General features: G+C 71.4%; 15 protein-coding genes. 3 read left to right on the forward strand and 12 right to left on the reverse strand.

Annotation, left to right across the window (positions count from 1 at the left end):
• Positions 1–100 precede the first annotated feature (100 nt).
• The 3 genes from ABZ215_RS10955 to ABZ215_RS10965 form a co-directional block, all read right to left on the reverse strand.
• Entirely contained in the window at positions 101–586 is a 486-nt protein-coding gene (locus ABZ215_RS10955) for a DUF5130 family protein (RefSeq protein WP_020418218.1), read from the reverse strand.
• Positions 573–842 carry a hypothetical protein gene (locus ABZ215_RS10960; protein ID WP_017987644.1) on the reverse strand — a complete coding sequence of 90 codons (270 nt, stop codon included), beginning with the start codon at positions 840–842 and terminating at the stop codon, positions 573–575. Before ABZ215_RS10960 ends, ABZ215_RS10955 begins: the two co-directional genes overlap by 14 nt.
• A 678-nt stretch (positions 843–1,520) precedes the next feature.
• A complete protein-coding gene (locus ABZ215_RS10965) occupies positions 1,521–2,018 on the reverse strand; it encodes an HNH endonuclease (protein WP_017987643.1) in 498 nt (165 codons plus the stop codon).
• Positions 2,019–2,400: 382 nt separating this feature from the next.
• On the opposite strand from ABZ215_RS10965, the gene ABZ215_RS10970 reads away from it, so the two are divergent.
• Positions 2,401–3,357 carry a mechanosensitive ion channel family protein gene (locus tag ABZ215_RS10970; protein ID WP_020418216.1) on the forward strand — a complete coding sequence of 319 codons (957 nt, stop codon included), beginning with the start codon at positions 2,401–2,403 and terminating at the stop codon, positions 3,355–3,357.
• 16 nt (positions 3,358–3,373) lie between these two features.
• Positions 3,374–3,757 (forward strand): globin, encoded by a 384-nt coding sequence (locus tag ABZ215_RS10975; RefSeq protein WP_020418215.1) that lies wholly within the window; start codon positions 3,374–3,376, stop codon positions 3,755–3,757.
• A gap of 37 nt (positions 3,758–3,794) precedes the next feature.
• Here ABZ215_RS10975 and ABZ215_RS10980 read toward each other — a convergent pair whose 3' ends face one another.
• The 9 genes from ABZ215_RS10980 to ABZ215_RS11020 all read right to left on the reverse strand — a co-directional run bounded on the left by ABZ215_RS10980 (position 3,795) and on the right by ABZ215_RS11020 (position 19,785).
• Positions 3,795–4,634, reverse strand: coding sequence for an LLM class F420-dependent oxidoreductase (locus ABZ215_RS10980; protein ID WP_237336284.1), 840 nt, complete (start codon positions 4,632–4,634; stop codon positions 3,795–3,797).
• A 39-nt stretch (positions 4,635–4,673) separates the two neighbouring features.
• Positions 4,674–5,312: a hypothetical protein gene (locus ABZ215_RS10985; protein ID WP_237336285.1), complete on the reverse strand. Its 639-nt coding sequence runs from the start codon at positions 5,310–5,312 to the stop codon at positions 4,674–4,676.
• Positions 5,309–5,731 (reverse strand): thioesterase family protein, encoded by a 423-nt coding sequence (locus ABZ215_RS10990; RefSeq protein WP_017987638.1) that lies wholly within the window; start codon positions 5,729–5,731, stop codon positions 5,309–5,311. The genes ABZ215_RS10985 and ABZ215_RS10990 overlap by 4 nt, the downstream gene beginning before the upstream one ends.
• A gap of 10 nt (positions 5,732–5,741) precedes the next feature.
• On the reverse strand, positions 5,742–10,703 hold the full coding sequence (locus ABZ215_RS10995; protein ID WP_354949389.1) for an NAD-glutamate dehydrogenase: 4,962 nt from the start codon (positions 10,701–10,703) through the stop codon (positions 5,742–5,744).
• Between the two features lie 726 nt (positions 10,704–11,429).
• Positions 11,430–14,072 carry a hypothetical protein gene (locus ABZ215_RS11000; protein ID WP_354949390.1) on the reverse strand — a complete coding sequence of 881 codons (2,643 nt, stop codon included), beginning with the start codon at positions 14,070–14,072 and terminating at the stop codon, positions 11,430–11,432.
• 52 nt (positions 14,073–14,124) lie between these two features.
• Positions 14,125–15,801, reverse strand: a complete 1,677-nt coding sequence (gene ettA, locus ABZ215_RS11005) for an energy-dependent translational throttle protein EttA (RefSeq protein WP_020418209.1) — start codon at positions 15,799–15,801, stop codon at positions 14,125–14,127.
• 98 nt (positions 15,802–15,899) lie between these two features.
• A complete protein-coding gene (locus tag ABZ215_RS11010; RefSeq protein WP_020418208.1) occupies positions 15,900–16,397 on the reverse strand; it encodes a single-stranded DNA-binding protein in 498 nt (165 codons plus the stop codon).
• Between the two features lie 170 nt (positions 16,398–16,567).
• Entirely contained in the window at positions 16,568–18,577 is a 2,010-nt protein-coding gene (locus ABZ215_RS11015; RefSeq protein WP_354711801.1) for a cytochrome c oxidase assembly protein, read from the reverse strand.
• A gap of 20 nt (positions 18,578–18,597) precedes the next feature.
• Positions 18,598–19,785, reverse strand: a complete 1,188-nt coding sequence (locus ABZ215_RS11020; RefSeq protein ID WP_354949391.1) for an MFS transporter — start codon at positions 19,783–19,785, stop codon at positions 18,598–18,600.
• Between the two features lie 66 nt (positions 19,786–19,851).
• On the opposite strand from ABZ215_RS11020, the gene ABZ215_RS11025 reads away from it, so the two are divergent.
• Positions 19,852–20,925, forward strand: a complete 1,074-nt coding sequence (locus ABZ215_RS11025) for a LacI family DNA-binding transcriptional regulator (protein WP_354949392.1) — start codon at positions 19,852–19,854, stop codon at positions 20,923–20,925.
• Positions 20,926–21,062: the final 137 nt, after the last annotated feature.

A 21,062-nucleotide genomic window follows, 5' to 3' on the forward strand; every position in this document is an offset into this window, starting at 1 on the left:
CTCTTCTTATTTCCCCCGCCCCCCCCCCCCCCAAACAATAACCTCCATAAAATTACTCGGGGGGGCCGCTTTCGCGGCCGCCCTTCTTCTTTTCTGCCTTTTAGTGCTTGGGGGCGGAGCCGGCCTGGTCGGCCAGCATGCGCAGCCCCGAGGTGAGGCCGCCGATGAGGTCGCCCTCCTTGAAGGACGCCACCATGCTCATCACGGCGAGCTTGGCGCCGCGGTCGGGGAGACGGCGGATCGCGTCGGAGCCCGTCACGATCTCCACCACACGCTCGCCGGGCGAGACGGCGATCAGCACGGCGTTCGCGGAGTCGGGTTCGATCCTCGCGTGCAGCTCCTCGGCGCGGGCGCGGCTCTCGGAGCCCAGCTCGCCCAGGTACACGCTGAAGTCGAGCCCGGTCTCCCGGCTCGCGAGCGTCAGCGCCTCGTCCAGACGGGCCAACTGGACAGTGCTGAATGGGCTGGATGGAGCAGCGGGCTCGTACATCCGGGCCACCGAGCGGCGACCGGTCGCGGTAATCGCGACCCCGATCTCCAGCTCCTCGTCCGATCCTGGCTGTCGGGTCAGCTCACCAGCTGCCACGGGCTCCTCCTGCCGCCGTCACGCGCGCGTTCCCGCTCGCGTCCCTGTTCTCCACCGGTTCGCCGGAGTGCGTGTCGTGCACGGTCCCGATACCTTCCGGGTTGCCGCTCCACCACATCGGCGGGTACTCCCAGGCCTGGCCGGGCCGGTAGCGCGGCGTGCCGGTCAGCTTCGACCGCAGGGTGAGCACGCTGATCACCCCGTAGATCGCGGCCGGGATCAGCGCGAAGATCAGGATCGTCTCTCCGATGTTCACGCCAGAAGAGTAGCCCGACGAGCCCAAGCCCGCCGAAGCCGGTCACGACCGCTCGTCGCGTGGGGGCCGCCGTCCGCCGAGCGTCGCGACCACGTTGGGGCGATGGGCTGAAGAGCGGTCGGACGAAAGGTTGCAACTCAACGTACAGCCGGCCGCACCGGGCGCGATTGCCTTGTCCGGTGGCCCAGTTCCTCGTAGCTTTTTCACCTGTACGGGCCTTGCGCCCCGCTCCCCTTCCCAATGAGTAACGCACAGGTCCCTGGAGGACAGATCATGCACCTGCTCCGTACCCTCGCTCAGACCAACGATGACCACGCTGCGTCACTGATCGACGCATCTAACGGCTCCACCACGCGGGGCACGCGTGTGACGCGCGGCACACGGGTGACGGCCGGTACCCGAGTCACCCGCGGCACCCGGGTCACCAGGGGGACCCGCGTGACCGCCGGCACCCGCGTGACCCGTGGCACGCGAGTCACCCGCGGCACCCGAGTCACGATGGGCACCCGCGTCACGCGTGGCACTCGCGTCACGATGGGCACCCGGGTCACCCGCGGCACGCGAGTCACCACGGCCTGAGACGCAGTCCCTCCCCGAACTGAACCGAACCACCACCGAGACGAAGACGTCGGAACGCCCCGGCTCACCACCACAGCCGGGGCGCCGGTGCGTCCCCTGTCAGGCCGCCACGCCGAGGTAGGGCTTCCACAGCGGGTCCGCGTCCCCGGAGTGCACCAGCAGCCGCCAGTGCGGGCCCCGCGGCGCCGTCGGCACCACGCGCAGCTGCCAGCCCAGGTCCTCCAGCAGCCGGTCGGCCTTGCGGTGGTTGCACTTCGCGCAACACGCCACGCAGTTCTGCCAGCTGTGCGGCCCACCCTTGCTGCGCGGCAGTACGTGGTCGATCGTTTCGGCCCGCCCGCCGCAGTACGCGCACTTGTAGCGGTCCCGGTGCATCAGCCCGGCCCGCGTCAGCGGCACCTGCGCCCGGTAGGGCACCCGCACGTACGTGGACAACCGGATCACCGACGGCACGGGCAGTGACAACGTCGCGGCGTGCAACGTCAGGCCTCCCGGATCGCCGTGCACGACCTCCGCCTTCCCGCACATCACCAGCACCACGGCCCGCCGCAGCGGGAGCGCGGTCAGCGGCTCGAACGTGGCGTTGAGGAGCAGCACGCGACGCCTGCCCATCGAGAACGCGCCGGGCGTGGCAGGGGCGTTCAGACCGGCCGGATCCCGCCCTCTACGCTGACCCGAGGGTCGGCTCACGCGGCCGCCTCGCGGGGGTGGCCCACTGGGCTGAGGTCCGCCTCCGGGCGGCCCCTGACCCTGGTGAGCACACAGGGCTACCTCCGGCGCCTGCCCGCCCACCGCTTGGTCGGGGGCGCCGAGGGGGATCGGTTGTCGGTCTGGCACTCGACCACCTCCACCGGTGCAGCCATAGTCGACCACAGATCACACCCGATGCGCACCTGTGTTAGAAGACGTGTCCTGTGAAATTCGTTCGACGTCTGCGTGACGACGGGCGAAAACGGCCAGAAAGGGATCCCCGAGCCCCGTGACGCCGCTGCTCAACGAAGCACCCGAGTGCATCAACCAGCCCGGCACCTGGTGCTACCAAGTGTTCCAGATCACGCACAACGAATGGCTGGCGGCCTCCGCCAACTGGCTGATCGCCAAGCCGCTGCGGATCATCCTGATCCTGCTCGTCGCGTTGATCATCCGGTTCCTGCTGCACAAGCTGATCGACCGGGTCACCACCATGCCGCGCGGCAACGGCGGCAAGCTGCCCACGATCCTGCGTCCCCTGCGCGAGCGCGCCCCCGACATCCTCGGCCCGGTCGTGGCCGAGCGGCGCCGCCAGCGGGCCAAGACGATCGGCTCGGTGCTGAAGTCGCTGACCTCGTTCGTCGTGCTCGGGCTCGCCGCGATCTACATCCTCGGCGAGCTGGGCATCAACCTCGGGCCGCTGCTCGCCTCCGCCGGCGTGGTCGGCATCGCGCTCGCCTTCGGCGCCCAGAACCTCGTCAAGGACTTCCTGTCCGGCATGTTCATGATGCTGGAGGACCAGTACGGCGTCGGCGACGTCGTGGACATCGGGCCCGCCACCGGCACGGTCGAGTCGGTCGGCCTGCGCATCACCACGATCCGCGACGTCAAGGGCACCGTCTGGTACGTCCGCAACGGCGAGGTGACGCGCGTCGGCAACTCCAGCCAGGGCTACGCGATCGCCCTGGTCGACGTGCCGCTGAGCTACAACGCCGACGTCGAGCGCGCCACGGCGGTGCTGACCGAGGCCGCCCACACCGCGGCCGCGACCGAGCCGCTGTCGGTCGACCTGCTGGAGGAGCCCGAGGTGCTCGGCGTGGAGAAGGTCACACCGGAGAGCATCGAACTGCGCCTGACCGTGAAGGTGCGGCCGGGCCGCCAGTGGGCCGTGCAGCGGCAGCTGCGTGCGGCGTGCCTCACGGCCCTGGAGGAAGCCGGCTTCCTGTCCACGGCGACCACGGCATGATGGAAGGGTGACCGGTATGAGCGACCCCCAGTCCTTCTACGAAGCCGTCGGCGGGGAACCCACGTTCCGCAAGATCGTCGCGCGGTTCTACGCCGAGGTGGCGAAGGACGAGGTGCTGCGGCCGATGTACCCCGAGGAGGACCTCGGGCCGGCCGAGGACCGGCTGCGGCTGTTCCTGATGCAGTACTGGGGCGGCCCGCACACCTACTCCGACCAGCGCGGACACCCGCGCCTGCGGATGCGGCACGCGCCGTTCAAGATCGGCCCGATCGAGCGCGACGCGTGGCTGCGCGCGATGCGGATCGCGGTCGACGAGGCGGGGCTGCCGGAGCCGCTGGAGACGCAGCTGTGGAACTACCTGGAGATGGCCGCCCAGAGCATGATGAACAGCTGGGTCTGAGCCCCGTGCCCGCGGCCGGGCACGGGGCCCTCGGGCGTCAGCCCAGCTTGCTCAGCGCGTCGGCGAGCGGCTCCAGCACGTCCGGGGTGTGCGGCGGCGGCAGGTAGACGATGGCCAGGTCGAGGCCCTGCTCGCCGAGCGCGGCGGCCTCGTCGGCGACCTTGGCGTAGTCGAGATCGGTGCCCAGCCGCACGTGGCTGGACAGCATGATCTCCTTCGGGTCGCGGCCGATGTCCGCGCAGTGCTGGTGCAGCACGTCCCGCTTGCGGGCGAACTCCTCCGGCGTGCCGCCGACGAAGTTCCAGTGCTGCGCGAAGCGGGCGGCGGTGCGCAGGGTGCGCTTCTCGCCGCTGCCGCCGATCACGATCGGCGGGTGCGGGCGCTGGATCGGCTTCGGCTCGTTGCGGGCGTCGGTGAGCTGGTAGTACTCGCCCTGGAAGGTGGTGGTCTCCTGGGTGAGCAGGCCGACCAGCACCTCGCAGGCCTCCTCGAACCGGTCACTGCGCTGCTTGACCGTGCCGAGTTCCATGCCGTAGGCGCCGGACTCCTCCTCGTTCCAGCCGGCGCCGATGCCGATCTCCAGCCGCCCGTTCGACACGATGTCCAGGGTCGCGGCCATGTTCGCCAGCAGCGCGGGGTGCCGGTAGTGGATGCCGCTGACGAGCGTGCCGAGGCGCAGCCGCTTGGTGGCCTGCGCGAGCGCGGTCAGCGTGACCCAGCCCTCCAGGCACGGGCCGGTCGGGTCGGAGAAGATCGGGTAGAAGTGGTCGAAGGTCCAGCCCGACTCGAACACCTCGATGTCGTCGGCGGCCTGCCACACGGCGAGCATGTCGGCCCATTCGGTGTTCTGCGGTGAGGTTTTGAACGCGAAGCGCATGGCCGCGACCCTAGCGACCTGGAGCAGCTCCAGCGCAAGTCAGAACAGCAGGGGCAGCAGCGCGTGCCGCCGCCGGACCACCGCGCCGTACCTGGCGTCCAGTCGCATCCACGAGTTCGTGGCTGTCACCCGGATGATGTCGTCCGGGATGGACGAGTCGAAGAACCCCATCCCGGACAGGGCGAACAGGCACCGCATCTGGACCTTGACCTCGACGTCGCCCTCGCTGACCGTCAGGACCGCCTGGTCCATCAGCGACGCCGGCGGGTTGCCGTGCGGGCCGGCGTTCTCGCGGGCCAGCGCGACACCGCGGTCGGTGAGCTCGCTGATCACCTTCGTCGGCAGCTCGTCGATCAGCTGCCAGGGCCCGGTGGCCGGCAGCTCGCTGTGCCACAGCAGGTCGCGCGGCGGGCCGGGGTCCATCCGCTCGCCACCGGCGACCGTGAGGGCGGCCAGCAACTCGTTGCCGGACACCGTCACGTCGCCCGGCTCGACCTCGCCGTGCACGGCGCGGGTCGCGAGGCAGTCGAACGGCGTGGACACCCAGGCCTCGACGACGCCGCCGCCACTGCGGTTGCGCAGCCGCACCGCCGCCTGGCCGTCCAGCCGCACCGCCCTGGCCACGAAGGCCCCGAGCGTCTCGCGGTCGCCCCGGTCCGGGATGCGCAGCTCGGTCACGCGCCGGCCTCCGTCAGCCTGGTCTGTAGGAACGCCCGCTCCTCCGCGGTGAGGCGGCGCGGGCGGTTGGTGGTGACGTCGTAGGGCGCCAGGACGGTCTCCGCGGTGACCGCGACGGGCGACTCCGCGTCCGGACCGTCGTGCACCCGGTAGGCCAGGGTGAGCGAGGCGAACTTGAGGTCCTGCAACGAGATCTCCACCCGGATCTCCTGCCCGTCGACCACGACCGGGGCGCGGTAGTGCACGGCCAGCTTCACGACGACCATGCCCTTCGCGAACTCCGCGAGCCCGGCGCGGCCCGCTTCGTCGAACAACAACGGCACGCGTGCCTCTTCGAGCAACGTCACCATGTTCGCGTGGTTGACGTGCCCGAACACGTCCATGTCCGACCAGCGGGGCCGCACCTTCGCTACGTACACCCCGATATTCCTACCTCACCGTGCTCCGCAGCTGGCGCGCGGCGACCGACAGCGTCGCCAGGTCGAGCCGGCCCGACTGGTTGATCTCGTCGAGCGACACCCGGGCGCGTGCCAGCCGGGAGGCGTTCGCCTTCTCCCACTGGGCGATCTTCTCGTCGGTGCCGTCCCCGGGATCGCTGTGCCGCAGCGCGTCCAGCGTGATCGCCCGCAGCGACGAGTACACGTCGTCGCGCAGGGCCAGCCGGGCCAGCGCGTGCCAGCGGTTGCCCCGCTCCAGCGCGCTGATCGAGGTGAGCAGCCGGTCGACGTCCAGGTGCGCGGACAGGGCGTAGTAGAGCTGCGACGCCTCCTCCGGGCTGCTCTCCACGTCCACCCCGGCCTCGCGGACCGCCAGCTCGGCCACCTCGACGACGTCGAGCAGGCCGTAGGCGTCGAGCAGGCCCGCGATCCGCAGCGCCAGCTCACGTGGCACGCCGGCTTCGGCGTAGCGGTCGGCCTGCTCGCGCACCGCTTCGGCCTCGCGGCCGCGCAGCAGCGTGTCGACCTTCGGCGCCAGCTCGGCGACGACCGGCCCGAAGCGCGAGATCTCCGCCCCGACGGCCAGCGGCTGCGGCCGGTTGGCGAGGAACCAGCGCGCAGCGCGGTCCAGCAACCGCCGCGACTCCAGCATCATCTCGTCCTGGACCTCGGTGGGCACCGCGTTGTCGAGGGCGTTGATGTCGTCCCACAGGGCGTTGAGGTTGAACACGCGCGTGACGATCGTGTACGCGCGCACCGCGTCGGTCGCGGTCGCGTTCATCTCCTCCGCAAGGCGGTAGGCGTAGGACACGCCCGCGCCGTCGACGACCTCGTTGACCAGCAGCGTGGTGATGATCTGGCGGCGCAGCGGGTGCTCGCCGATGCGGTCGGCGAACCGCTCGCGCAGCGGCTCCGGGAAGTACTCGGGCAGCCGCCGGGCGAACACCTCCGCGTCCGGCAGGTCGCTGGCCAGCAGCTCGTCCTTCAGCTCCAGCTTCACGTGCGCGAGCAGGGTCGCCAGCTCCGGCGAGGTGAGGCCGTCGCCGGCCTTCTCCAGCGCCTGGAACTGCTGCTTGCTCGGCAGCGCCTCCAGCTTGCGGTCCAGCGCCCCGGCCTTCTCCAGGTTCGCGACCAGCCGGGCGTGCACGGGCAGCATCTGCGGCGCGTGCGCCCGGCTCACGCCGAGCACGGCGTTCTGGTGGTAGTTGTCCGCCAGCACCAGGCGGCCGACCTCGTCGGTCATCTGGTGCAGCAGCTCGTTGCGCTGCTCGCGGTCCAGCGCGCCGCTGCTGACCAGGTGGTCGAGCAGGATCTTGATGTTGACCTCGTGGTCGGAGCAGTCCACGCCGGCGGAGTTGTCCAGCGCGTCGGTGTTGATCTTGCCGCCGGCGCGCGCGAACTCGATGCGGCCGCGCTGGGTCAGCCCCAGGTTGCCGCCCTCGCCGACCACCTTCACCCGCAGCTGGTTGCCGTTGACGCGCACGGCGTCGTTGGCCTTGTCCCCGGCGTCGGCGTGGCTTTCGGTCTCGGCCTTGACGTAGGTGCCGATGCCGCCGTTCCACAGCAGGTCCACCGGCGCCAGCAGGATCGCGCGGATCAGGTCGGCCGGGGCGAGCTGCGTGACGTCGTCGGCGAGGCCGAGCGCCTGCCGCACCTGCGGCGAGACCGGGATCGTCTTGGCGCTACGGGAGAAGACGCCGCCGCCCTCGCTGATCAGCGAGCGGTCGTAGTCCTCCCACGACGAGCGGGGCAGCTCGAACAGGCGCTTGCGCTCACGGAACGACGCCGCCGCGTCCGGGTTCGGGTCGAGGAAGACGTGCAGGTGGTTGAACGCCGCCACCAGCCGGATGTGCTCGGACAGCAGCATGCCGTTGCCGAACACGTCGCCCGCCATGTCGCCGATGCCGACGACCGTGAAGTCCTGGCTCTGGGTGTCCACGCCCAGCTCGCGGAAGTGCCGCTTGACGCTCTCCCACGCGCCGCGCGCGGTGATGCCCATGGCCTTGTGGTCGTAGCCGACCGAGCCGCCGGAGGCGAAGGCGTCGCCCAGCCAGAAGCCGTAGGACGCGGACACCTCGTTGGCGATGTCGGAGAAGGTCGCGGTGCCCTTGTCCGCGGCGACCACGAGGTAGTTGTCGTCGCCGTCGTAGCGCACGACGTCCTTGGCCGGGACCGTGCGGCCCTCGACGAGGTTGTCGGTGAGGTCGAGCAGTCCCGAGATGAACATGCGGTAGCAGGCGATGCCCTCGGCCAGGTGCGCGTCGCGGTCCACGCCCGGGTCGCCGGTCGGGGCGGGCGGGCGCTTGACGACGAACCCGCCCTTCGCGCCGACCGGCACGATGACGGCGTTCTTCACCGCCTGCGCCTTGACCAGGCCCAGGATCTCGGTGCGGAAGTCCTCCCGGCGGTCGGACCAGCGCAGGCCACCGCGCGCGACCGAGCCGAAGCGCAGGTGCACACCCTCGACGCGCGGCGAGTACACGAAGATCTCGAACCGCGGCCGCGGCTCCGGCAGGTCCGGCACGCTCTTCGGGTCGAGTTTGAGCGCCAGGTACGGGCGGGGGCGGCCGTCGGCGTCGGTGACGCGGTAGTTGGTGCGCAGGGTGGCGCAGATGACCGACAGCAGGCGCCGCAGGATGCGGTCCTCGTCCAGGCTGGTAACGGCGTCGATCATCGCCGAGATCTCGCCGACCAGCGCCTCGGTCTGCTCGTCGGCGTCCGGGTTCGTGGCGAGGTCGAAGCGGTGCTCGAACAGCTTCACCAGCGCCTTGGCGATGTCGGTGTGCGCGAGGACGGCGCGCTGGATGTACTCCTGCGAGTACGGCGTGCCTGCCTGGCGCAGGTAGCGCGAGTAGGCGCGCAGCACCGCGGCCTGGCGCCAAGTCAGCCCGGCGCGCAGCACGAGGGCGTTGAAGTCGTCGACCTCGCAGTCGCCCCGCCAGGCGGCGGCGAACGCGTCCTGGAAGCGTTCCCGCAGGTCGACCTCGGCGTCACCGAGGTCGGTGAGGCCGATGCGCAGGCCGAAGTCATAGACCCAGGAGCGGGTGCCGTCCCAGCGGCGCAGCTCGTAGGGCCGCTCGTCGACGACCTCCAGGCCCATCCGCTGCAGCACGGGCAGCACGGCCGACAGCGTGACGCCCTCGCCGAGCAGGTAGAGCTTGAACCGCCGCTCCCCCGGCTCCGCGCCGTCCGGCGTGTAGAACGACATCGCCAGGTCGTCGGGGCCGGTCAGGCCCTCCAGCTTGCGCAGGTCGGCGAGCGCCTCGACGGCGGTGAAGTCCTCCTTGTACGCCTCCGGGAAGATGCCCGAGTAGCGCTGGCCCAGCTCGCCGGCCGACTCCTCGCCGAGGGTGGCGGTGGTGCGAGCGACCTCGCCCGCCCGCTCGCGCCGCTCGGCCAGGATCGCCTCGACCATCAGGTCGTCCCAGTTGCGCACCGCCGCGTTGAGCCGTTCCTGGATGCGCAGCACGTCCGGCTCGACGCGCGTGGCCGGGTCGGTGTGGACGGTGAAGTGGACCTGGGCGAGCGCGGTCTCGCCGACGCGCGTGCCGTACTCGAGGTGGGTGCCCTCCAGTTCGGCGAGCAGCACCTCCTGCATCGCCAGGCGGGACCGGGTGGTGTAGCGGTCGCGCGGCAGGAACACCAGGCACGAGTAGAAGCGGCCGAAGGTGTCGCGGCGCAGGAACAGCCGCAGGCGGCGCCGGTCGGACAGCGTGATGGCGCCGATGGCGGTCGAGTAGAGCGAGTCGAGGTCGGCGGAGAACAGGTCGGCGCGCGGCCAGTTCTGCAGGACCTCGAGCATGCGCTGGCCGGAGTAGGACTCCATGGGGAAGCCGGCGCGGTGGATGACCTCGCACACCTTGCGCGAGACGACCGGGACGTCCAGGACGTCCTCGTGCAGCGCGGAGGTGGTGAACATGCCGAGGAACCGGTGCTCGCCGGTGACGTTGCCGCGCTCGTCGAACGTCTTGACGCCCACGTAGTACGGGTACACCGGACGGTTCACTGTGGACGGTGCGCTGGCCTGCGTGAGGACGAGCAGGTGCGGGGCGAGCGCGGTGGCGGCCGTGTCGGGGCCTGCGGTGAGGCTGCGCGCGGCGAGGCTGTCCTGGCGGAGCACGCCGAGCCCGGACGCGAGGACGGCGCGCAGGGCGGGTTCGTCGGTGCCCGGGTCGGGGTCCTCGACCAGTTCGTAGCGGCGGTAGCCGAGGAACATGAAGTGGCCGTCGGCGAGCCAGCGCAGGAGGTTCGCGCCCTCGGTGACCTCGTCGGAGGGCAGGGGCGGCGGGGTGGCGTCGAGCTCGGCCGCGAGGCCTTCGGCGGCCTGGATCATCTTGTCGGTGTCCTCGACGACCTCGCGGACGTCGCCGAGCACGGAGGCGAGGTGGGTGTCCAGCTCGCGGGCGCGGTTGAGGTCGGTGATGAGGTCGATCTCGACGTACATCCAGGATTCGACCATCGCGCCCTCGGGCGGGTTGGCGACGTCGGCGGCCGGGTGGACCTTGACGAGCTCGCCGGTGATGTCCCGCGTGACGGCGACGATCGGGTGCACGAGGCGCTGGACCTGGACGCCGTCGCGGGCGAGCTTGGCGGTGATCGAGTCGACCAGGTAGGGCATGTCGTCGGTGACGATCTGGACCACGGTGGCGTCGCGGGTCCAGCCGTCCTCGGCGGTGGTCGGGTTCAACAGCCGGACAGCGGGCCGCCCCGGCACGCGGTTGCGGGCGAACTCCTGGTGGGACCGGACGGCGCCGACGAGGTCCACGGGGTCGTCGCCGAGGATCTCGTCGGCGGGGATGTGGCGGTAGTAGAGGCGGATGAGGTCGGCGATGTCGGGAGCGTGCCGGGCCGCGGCTTCGATCAGCTCGTCCCGGATCTGCTCCGGGCTGGCGGGTCGTAGGCGGTCGGTTCCGGTCGCGGTTCCGGGGCGGACGGACACTCTCGTCGAGCTCATCTCAGGCAACTCTCCACCGAGTCTGATCGCGCGCGTGACGCTGAACGAACACCACCATAACCAGCTCGTAAAACCTGCTGACGCCCGACCATCGGATTGTTGAATCGATGCACAATCGAGGCAGATCGGCGCTGGGGTTCGGAGGTGTTCATCGTGCCTCCGCGCCCGGGTTTCGCGCGGCCCGGCGGGGCGATCGGCCGCCGCTGTCCATCCCCCGCGACTGCCCCGCCTGGCGAGGCGGCAAACCCCCGCGAATGCACCGCCGCGTGATGCCCGGCCCCCACCGGGTGACAACGGGCCCAGACCGCCGCGAGATGCAGTGCTCGGACGGTTCACCCGCAGGTCGCCGCGAATTCCACCGCAGCCGCCGATCGCGTCGAATCCCACCGCCGCCACTCCCCCCGGCCCAACCAGCCACCGGAGCCTCACCAACGCGCCATCCCCCCCCCCACCGCCAACCCCTCACCCCGAGCTCCACCCCGGGAGGGGTCACCGGCTCGGCAACGCCCACCACCAACCCCGCACCCCGGCCGCGCGCCGAGAGGTGCACCGGCTCGGCAACGCACCCAGCGCAAACCCTCACCCCGTCCGCGCGCCAGGAGGGGGCACCAGCACAGCAACGCCCACCGCCAACCCCTCACTCCGGCTGCGCGCTGCGAGGGGTCACCAGCGCAGCAACGCCAGGCCAAGCCTGCCGCGCCGGCGTCGACAGGCCGGCCGGGGAGATCAGCGGTCGCCGCGGTGGCGGCCGTTTCCGGGCTCGCTGCCGTTGCGTCCGTGGCCGTTGACGGGCCGCGGCTCGGAGGACGATTGGTTGCCGAGTCGCTTCACGAGCGCCGCCGCGCTCGCGGTGCCCGCCTGGTGTTCGGCGAGCGCGCGGGCGAGCAGGTCCGCGAGGCCGGCGTCCTCGGGCAGGTCGTCGTCCGGCACGCCGGTCAGCTCGGTGCGGAACGGCTCGCCGAGGCCGTCGTCCTGCAGCACCGGCGCGTTCGTGAACGGAGTCTCCGACGTGCTGTTGCTGGGAGCCGGTTCGCTGTCCGTATCGGTGGAGTCGTCCCACGGAGCCAGCGACGGTGGCAACCGCAAGCGCGGCAACCAGTTGTCGATGACCGGCATGCTCGGCGCAGGCTCGTTCTCACTGCGCGCCTCGGATTCGGCCCGCCCCGCCGGCGAGACGTCCGCCCGGCTGACCGGCTCCGCATCCGCGCTCAACCACGACTCGCTCGGCGAGCCACCGTCCTCCCGGGCGGTGTCCTCCGGGGCGGAGAACTCGCGGCGCGTGCCCGAGTCGCCGCTGAAGGTCGTGCTCCCGTCGGCTCGTCCGGCAGAATCCCGGCCCGCATCAACGAACTCACCGCGGACGCCCTCGCCCACAGCTTCGGGCGCGACGGATTCCCGGCTCGGGCCGTCCTCAGCGTGGCGACGTCCACCAGACTCGGGCTCCCCTGAGCCAGGCGCGCGACGGTGCCCGCCCGACTCGGGCTCTCCCGTGCCAGGCGCGCGGCGGCGCCCGCCACCCGCGCCCGTACTGACCCCCAGCCGGTCCAGCACGCTCCGCGCCGCGACCGACCCGTGCTCCGAATCGTGCCGCGTCTTCCGGGACGCCCGCGTGTCAGCGCGCTCCGACCGGGAAATCGCCACGATCTCGGACGACACCTCATCCGGCGAGACATCAGCCGATTGCCCGGCCGACTTCTCCTCGGCCCGCCGACGCCCTCCGCCTGTCCGCCGCTCGGAATCCGACGGCATGCCGGACGTGGCGGTCTCGGGCCGCCGGTACCGCACCACGTCGCCAGAAGCCGGTTCGGACCGCGACACACCCGCGTCAGACCGCACCGACTCGCGTGAGTCGAGGCGCGAGACCGCCGCGACCTCCTCAGCTTGGTCACGCACCGACTCACGCTGCTCGAGCGACGCTGCCGCGCTCTCGTCCGCTCGCGAGGTCCGCTCCAACCGCGAGGCGGTCCCGATCTCATCCCACCGCGACACCCGTGCCGCATCCTCGGCGCCGGAGACCTTCGCAACGTCCGGCCGGTTGTCGGCGGGTTCGGGCGCCAGCGACCAGCTCGTGCGTTCGCTGTTGTTCCGGCTCTGTTCCGCCGCCACACGGGGGCGCGGGGCGTCCGCGTTCTTGGTCGCGACCTCGGCGCTGGGCTCACGGCTGGCCGGAACCTTCGGCTCGGGCACCGACAACGGCGCGACCGCAACGGAAGCACTCGTTCCCTCGCCCGCCGGCACCGAGCCCAGCACGCGGTCCAGGTCGACCTCGTGCCCGCCGCCGCCGAACTCTCCGGCGAGCAGTCCCACCGCCTGGCGGCGGGCCCGCGCGTGGATGTGTTCGGCCGCACGCGCCAGCTGCAGGCACTCGATGGCTTCGGCGTAGCGGCCGAGGCGCTCCTCGACGTGTGCCAGCTCTGTCCACAGCCGCGCGGTCAACGCGTGCAGCTCGTGCCGTTCCGTGGCGTGCACGGCATCCCGCAGCATGCGCGCGGCCGCCTCCACGCTGCCGGAGGGCAGCAAGACCCGGGTGGCGATCGCCATCCGGAGCCATCCCGCCGGGGCGACCGACGCGGCCCGCGCCGGTTCGTCCAGCACCGACTGCGCGAGGTCCAGCGCGTTCCTGCCGTCCCCGCGGTCGAGCAGCGAGCACACGAGCTGGAGCACCAGCCGGACCCGCACCACACCGCCGTCGTGTTGCGCGTCCTCCAGCTGTTCGAGGAAACCGAGCCCCGTGCGCGCCGCGTCGGCCGCGCCGATCACGTCGCCGTGACGCCGCCGGTGCGCCGACACCGCGACCCGCAGCAGCGACCGCGCGAGCAGCCGCCCGTCGCCGTCGAGGTCGTCGTCCGCCCCGCACAACCGGTCCGCCTCGGCAAGGGTCTTGTCGAGCTCCAACTTGCGCCCGAACTGCGCCAGGCACGCCACCAGCTGGCTCAGCACCGCCGCCTTCCGCGCACCGCCGAAACCGGACGCGTCCAGCACCGGCCGCAGCGCGGCGAGCCCGGTGAGGGGCGCACCGACGCTGCGGGCGCAGACGGCGAGGTCGGTGCGCAGCTGCGCCGCGAGCGTCGTCTGCCCCGTGTCCTCCGCGGCACGCAAAGCAGCCACGGCACGCCCCACCGTCGGCGCGCGCAAACCGAGACGAACCCGCGCGGACACCGCCAGTCCCTCGCCACGCACCCACAGCTCCTCGGCCCCGGCGGCCTCGGCCAGGGCCGCCGCCCGCTCCCCGAGCACGAGCGCCAGCTCGGGCGCGCGCAACTCGAAGTCGGCGGCCTGGCCGAGCAGGCGCTCGACCGCGGCGATCTCCGCGCTCCGGCCGCCGTCCTGCGGACGCGAACCGGATCGGCTGTGCTGGGTGGCTACCAAGGGGACTCCGCTTCCGTGTCGGCTCGAGCGTGCTAGCACGGGGCTTCCCCGCTCAGTCGCGAGTCAGCTTGCGGTGTGTCACCCGGTGCGGCCGGGCCGCGTCCGGTCCGAGCCGCTCCACCTTGTTCTTCTCGTAGCCCTCGAAGTTGCCCTCGAACCAGAACCACTTGGCCGGGTTCTCGTCGGTGCCCTCCCACGCGAGGATGTGCGTCGCCACGCGGTCCAGGAACCACCGGTCGTGCGAAATGACCACGGCACACCCGGGGAACTGCTCGAGCGCGTTCTCCAGCGAGCCCAGGGTCTCGACGTCCAGGTCGTTGGTCGGCTCGTCCAGCAGGATCAGGTTGCCGCCCTGCTTGAGGGTCAGCGCCAGGTTCAGCCGGTTGCGCTCACCACCGGAGAGCACGCCCGACGGCTTCTGCTGGTCCGGGCCCTTGAACCCGAACGCGCTCACGTACGCGCGCGACGGCATCTCGGTCTGCCCGACGTTGATGTAGTCGAGCCCGTCGGACACCACCTCCCACACCGTCTTCTTCGGGTCGATCCCGGCCCGGTTCTGGTCTACATAGGACAGCTTGACCGTCTCGCCGATCTTGACCTCGCCGTCGTCCGGCTTCTCCAGCCCGACGATGGTCTTGAACAGGGTCGTCTTACCGACACCGTTCGGGCCGATCACGCCGACGATGCCGTTGCGCGGCAGCGTGAACGACAGGTCGTCGATCAGGACGCGGTCCTCGAAGCCCTTCTTCAGGTGCGAGACCTCGACGACCACGCTGCCCAGCCGGGGCCCCGGCGGGATCTGGATCTCCTCGAAGTCCAGCTTGCGGGTGCGCTCGGCCTCCGCGGCCATCTCCTCGTAGCGGTCGAGACGGGCCCGCGACTTGGTCTGGCGCGCCTTGGCGTTCGACCGCACCCAGTCCAGCTCGTTCTTCAGGCGCTTCGCGAGCTTGGCGTCCTTCTTGCCCTGGACCTCGAGGCGTTCCCGCTTCTTCTCCAGGTACGTGGAGTAGTTGCCCTCGTAGCCGACGACGCGGCCGCGGTCGAGCTCCATGATCCACTGGGCGACGTTGTCCAGGAAGTACCGGTCGTGGGTGACCGCGAGGACAGCGCCGGGGTAGGTGGCCAGGAACTGCTCCAGCCACAGCACGCTCTCCGCGTCCAGATGGTTGGTGGGCTCGTCGAGCAGCAGCAGGTCGGGTTTCGACAGCAGCAGCTTGCACAGCGCCACCCGGCGGCGCTCACCACCGGAGAGGTGGGTGACCGGCTCGTCCGGCGGCGGGCAGCGCAGCGCGTCCATCGCCTGCTCGAGCTGGGAGTCCAGCTCCCACGCGTCGGCGTGGTCGAGTTCCTCCTGGAGCCGGCCCATCTCCTCCATCAGCTCGTCGCTGTAGTCGGTGGCCAGCTGCTCGGCGATCTCGTTGAAGCGGTCGAGCTTCACCTTGATCTCGCCGAGGCCCTCCTCGACGTTGCCGCGCACAGTCTTGTCCTCGTTGAGCGGCGGCTCCTGCTGCAGGATCCCGACGCTCGCGCCCGGCTGGAGGAAGGCCTCACCGTTGCTCGGCTGATCGAGCCCCGCCATGATCTTCAGCACGGTGGACTTGCCGGCACCGTTCGGACCCACGACGCCGATCTTGGCGCCCGGGTAGAACGCGGTGCTGACATCGTCGAGGATGACCTTGTCCCCGACGGTCTTGCGCACCTTTTTCATGGTGTAGATGAACTCGGCCATGCCCACGATCGTAGAGCCGTGTCACGCGCGACCGAACGCCGGTCACCATCCCGCGACGGACAGTCAACCCCTCGTCACCGTGGAGAACGCTCCGCTCGTCACGGGCCCTGCCCTCCTCGTGGCCCGGCGAGCGCCGGCGCAGGCTCGTCCACGGGCCCGTCCTGCAGGGTTTCGACGGCGGAGCCGGCAGCGTCCCACAACGGGATCTGGGACGGGACATCGGGTTCGGGCCGCGGGCCCCGCCTCAGCGAGACGCCGCACTGGGCGAGGTTCGGCCCGAGCGCGAAAGCCTCGAGTTCAAGTTGAGCACGAGACCCGCCGGTGTCCGGGTCAGCGGTGTGCAGCCGCCCGTTGACCACGACCGGATCGCCCCGGCGCAGCCCGTCGGCGGCCGATACCGCCATCCCGCGGCGGCACACCACCCGCGCCGAGAACCGCCTGCCCGGCACCCACTCCTGTCTGTTCCGGTCGAACCGGCGCTCGTCGCTGCGCACCCAGAAGATCGCCAGCTCGTGCCGGTCCTGCCCGACCCGCTTGACCGTGATGTCGCTGGTCACCGTGCCCACCAGGGTCACCATCGTCTCCCCGATCGCCATCGCCGCTCTCCTTCACGCTCGTCGTCACGTGCTTGAGATCAAGAGTGCACCGGGAACGAGCGATTGGGAGAGCGAAAGCGAAATCGGCCGAAATCTGTGGATGGTTTCGGGGCGTGTGGACAACTCGCCGGGCTGATCGGTCGTGATCCCGGAATTGTCGGTGGGCTGTGCTAGGGGCGCGGCTTGCCCTGGTCCGCCATCTGCTTGAGCATCGCGTTGTAGGCCGCCAGCTCCTGGTCGCCGCTGGCCTCCTCGCGGCGGTCCTTCCGCTTCGCCTCGCGCGCGTCGGCCCGCGACCACTGCACGAGCAACGCGATCAGCACCAGCAGCACCGGCACCTCGCCGGAAGCCCACGCGATGCCGCCGCCGAGTCGCTGGTCCGCCAGCAGGTCGGAAACCCACGGCAGGTGCAGCGCCCGGTAGAAGTTGTCACCGATGATCGTCTGCTTCGACATCAGGATCACGCCGAAGAAGGCGTGGAACGGCATCGCGGCGAACATCATCCCGAGCCGGCCGAGGTGCGGCAGGCGCCGCGGAGCCTGGTCCACCCCGATCACCGGCCAGTAGAAGACGTAACCGGCGAGGAGGAAGTGGGCATTCATCAGAAGGTGTGCCCAGTGGTAGTTCAGCGCCGCGTCGAACAGGCCGGAGAAGTACAGCGCGTAGAACGAACCGACGAACAAGGCCAGCGCGACGATCGGATGGGTGAGCACGCGGGACACCGGTGAATGCACCGCGGCCAGCAACCACTCGCGCGGCCCCGGCGGAGCGTCCCGGCCCGCCACCGGCAGCGCCCGCAGCGCCAGCGTCACCGGCCCGCCCAGCACGAACAGCACCGGCGCGATCATCGACAGGAGCATGTGGCTGCCCATGTGCACGCTGAACATCGCGGGCGAGTAGCGCCCGATGCCGGACGACGTGGCGATCAGCAGCACGAAACACCCGGCCAGCCACGCCACCGTGCGTCCGACCGGCCACTCGATCCCGTTGCGCCGCAACCGCCGCAGGCCCGCCAGGTAGAGGACGGCCAGCACGATCGCCGCCGTGCCGTAGACGAGGTCGAAGCGCCAGTCGAACAACAGTCGGAGCACGGTCGGCGCGCCGGGCAGGTCGTAGCCGATGAGCAGTTCCGTCGTCGACGGCTGGACGGCCTCCTGCGGCGGCGGGGTGCGGCCGAGCGCGGTGGCGATGCCGATCGTGACGAACATGATCAGGACCTCGACCGCGGCCAGCCGCAGCAACTGCCCGCCGCCCTGTCCGTCCACCACCGCGCGCACCCCGCGAGTCCGCTGCTGCTGGCCGAACACGCCGAGCACCAGCAACGCGACGACCTTCGCCACGACGAGCAGCCCGTACTCGGTGGTGAGCAGGTCGGACAGCGGCAGCCGGACCAGCGCGTTGACCACGCCGGACACGGCCATCACGATCCAGCAGACCAGCGCCAGCCGGGAGAAGCGGCGCGCCGCGAGCGACAGGTGCTCCCCGCGCCGCCACCCGAGCGCGAGCAGCGCGACCAGGCCGCCGACCCACAGCGAGGCGGCGATCAGGTGGTAGAGCAGGCTGTTCGTGGCGAGGTCGTGCGAGCCGCCGCTGGCCGAGTGGCCGGTCACGGCGACCGGGACGAGCCCGGCGACGGACAGCCCGAACAGCACCGCGGTCCAGCCCCACGACAGCGCCAGGCGGCAGCCGAGCACCAGCACGAGCGCGATGCCAGCCGTCCACAGCCAGGCCTTGGGCTGCTCGATCGCGTCCACCAGGTCCAGCAGGACCTGCGGCGAGAACAGCTCGGTGACCGGCTTGCCCGCCGCGTCCGCCGCGGTGAACAGGACCGAGGCGAGCGCGGCGAAGAACCACACCCACGCGGCGATCCCGGCCGTGCGCAGCGCCGCGTACCCGTCCCGCGCCAGCACGCCGGACTTCTGCGGCGGCACCAGGAACGTCGCGAGCAGGAGGGACCCGACGCACACGACCGACGCCGCGTCGGCGAGCACCCGGACCACGCCGACGCCGTACTGGGTCACGAGGCCCGGCTCGGGCAGGCCGGCGATCTGGTAGGTGGCCCCGCCCGACAGCGCGAGCAGCGCGACGGCCACCACCGCCGCCAGCAACCCGCACACCAGGAGCAGCGGGAGGACGCTCACCCGGCGCCGGGTCGCGGTCTCGGAAACTTCGGAGGGCACACGTCGAGGGTAGGCCCGCCTCAAACGGGGAGTTCGGCAGCGGTCCGTTCACGGTGACGTGCGCGACTCGCGCCGACCGCGGCCGGCGCGATGAGCGCCGCCAGAACCGCTACCAGCACGAACGAAGCGGACAACGAGGTCGCCTGTGCGATACCGCCGATCAGCGGCGGACCGGCCAGGAACCCGGTGTAGGCGACAGTGGTGACGAACGCGATCTCGCGCTCCCCACCGCTGCCGTCCGCGCGCTTGCCCGCCTCGCCCGCCAGGCTCAGCGCGACCGGGAACGCGGCGGCCAGACCCGTGCCGGCCAGCACGAACCCGGCGAAGGCCAGCGCGGCGACCGGGACGAGTGCGGAGACCAGCAGCCCGGCCGCGGCCACGACCGCGCCGATCGCGAGGGTCCGGGTGGCGCCGAGGCGGCGCTGCACCCACGCGCTGCCGAGCCGGGTGACAGCCATGGCGAGCGAGAACGCGGTGAAGGCGAGCGCGGCGGCGCCCTCGCCCGCGCCGTGCTCGGTGACCAGCAGCAACGCGGACCAGTCCGAGCTGGCGCCTTCGGCCATCGCGGAACACAGCGGCACCACGGCCAGCAGCCACAGCACCGGGCGCCGGGTGGGTGCGGTGGTCGCCGGCCGGGCGGCTCGGTCGGTCCGGGGCACCGCACGCGGCAAGCCGTGGTAGACGACCAGCATCACAAGCGCGGTCACGATGGCGGCGACCAGGAAGTGCCGCTCAGGTGACCAATGCTGCGCCGCGGCGAGCCCGGCGGCGGCGGACGCGACCAGCCCACCGAAGCTGAAACCGGCGTGGAAGACCGGCATGATCGCCTTGCCCGTGCGCCGCTCGACGCTGACGCCGCCGATGTTCATCGCCACGTCGAGCCCGCCGTTGGCGAAGCCGAGGCCGAACAACGCGACCGCGAGCCACGCCACCGAGCCGACCAGCCCGGTCAGCGACAGCACGACGCACGACAGCAGGGTCGCCACGAGCATCACGGCACGCGCGCCGAACCGCTCCGACACGCGGCCGGACAGCGGTGCCGCAAGCAGGAGCCCCGCGGTGCCGCCGAGCAGCGCCAGCCCCAGTTCGCCCGGACTGGCTCCGACCTGCTCGGCGAGCGCGGGCACGCGCGGCGCCCACGACCCGTAAACCGCACCGTTGAGCGCGAAGACGACGAAGACGGCTACCCGATCACTGACCCCAATCACCCGTCCCACAATGACTTAAGCGCTTCAGAACGTCAACCCGGTCGGTGATCGGTCTAGACTGCGGCGATGACCGGTACCCGTCGGCGCCGCCCGACGCTCGACGACGTCGCCGAAGCGGTGGGCGTCTCGCGGGCGACGGTGTCCAACGCGTACAACCGCCCGGACCAGCTGTCGGCCGAGCTGCGGGACGAAGTGCTGCGCGTGGCGAAGCGGCTCGGCTACGCGGGTCCCAACCCGACCGCGCGCAGCCTCGCCACGCAGCGCTCGGGCGCGATCGCCTTCATGCTCGACACCGGGTTGTCGGCGGCGTTCTCCGACCCGGCGTTGTCGATCACGCTCGACGCGCTCGCGAGCCGGGTCGATCCGGAAGGGCACGCGCTGCTCCTCCTGCCGGGCGGGCACGACGGCGGACCACGGGCGGACCGAGTGCTGGCGGCACAGGCGGACCTCGCGGTCGCCTACTCGCTGGCGGACAACGCGCCGGCGCTGCGGGCGGTCAAGCAGCGCGGACTGCCGCTGGTGGTGATCGACCAGCCGATCGTGCCCGGGTCGGCGCGGGTGTCGACGGACGACCGCGGCGGCGCGACGGCCGCGGCCCGGCACCTGCTGGAGCTGGGCCACCGGCGGTTCGCGATCCTGTCCGCGCAGTGCCTGTCCGAGCCGCACGGGGGCCCGTTGAGCGCGACGGAGGCGGCGCGGAGCCGGTTCCTGGACAACCGGGAGCGGCTCGCCGGCTACCTGGAAACCTTGGCGGCGGCCGGGATCGATCCGGACGCGGTGCCGATCTGGGAGGTGTCCGGACTGTCGCGGGAGGCGGCCATGCCGGGCGCGGCGGCGTTGCTGGACCGGGAGCCGACCGCGCTGCTGTGCATGTCGGACGAGCTGGCCCTCGCGGCGCTGGCCGTCGCCCGGCAACGCGGTCTCCGGGTGCCTGCGGACCTGTCGATCGTCGGGTTCGACGACACGCCGCCGGCCGCGTGGTCGGATCCGCCGTTGACGACCGTGCGGCAGGACCTCGTGCGCAAGGGGCAGCTCGCCGGGGAACTGGCGCTGCGCCTGCTCGCCGGGCAACGCGCGCCGAAGGCGACCACTTTGGACGTCGAACTGGTGGTGCGCGGTTCCACGGGTCCCGCCAAATAGCAGAGGTTTCGCCCATTCGGCAAGAACGAATTCGGCACCCTGTGGACAAGTGCGTTTCCGAAGGCCCCGATCGAGTTAACGGAACCTACTTATCCACAGAAGTAGAAATCCCTGCTGACAGCCCTTCTCCCACCGGC

It is taken from the genome of Amycolatopsis sp. NPDC006131, from assembly GCF_040614175.1.
Lineage (GTDB): Bacteria > Actinomycetota > Actinomycetes > Mycobacteriales > Pseudonocardiaceae > Amycolatopsis_E > Amycolatopsis_E tucumanensis.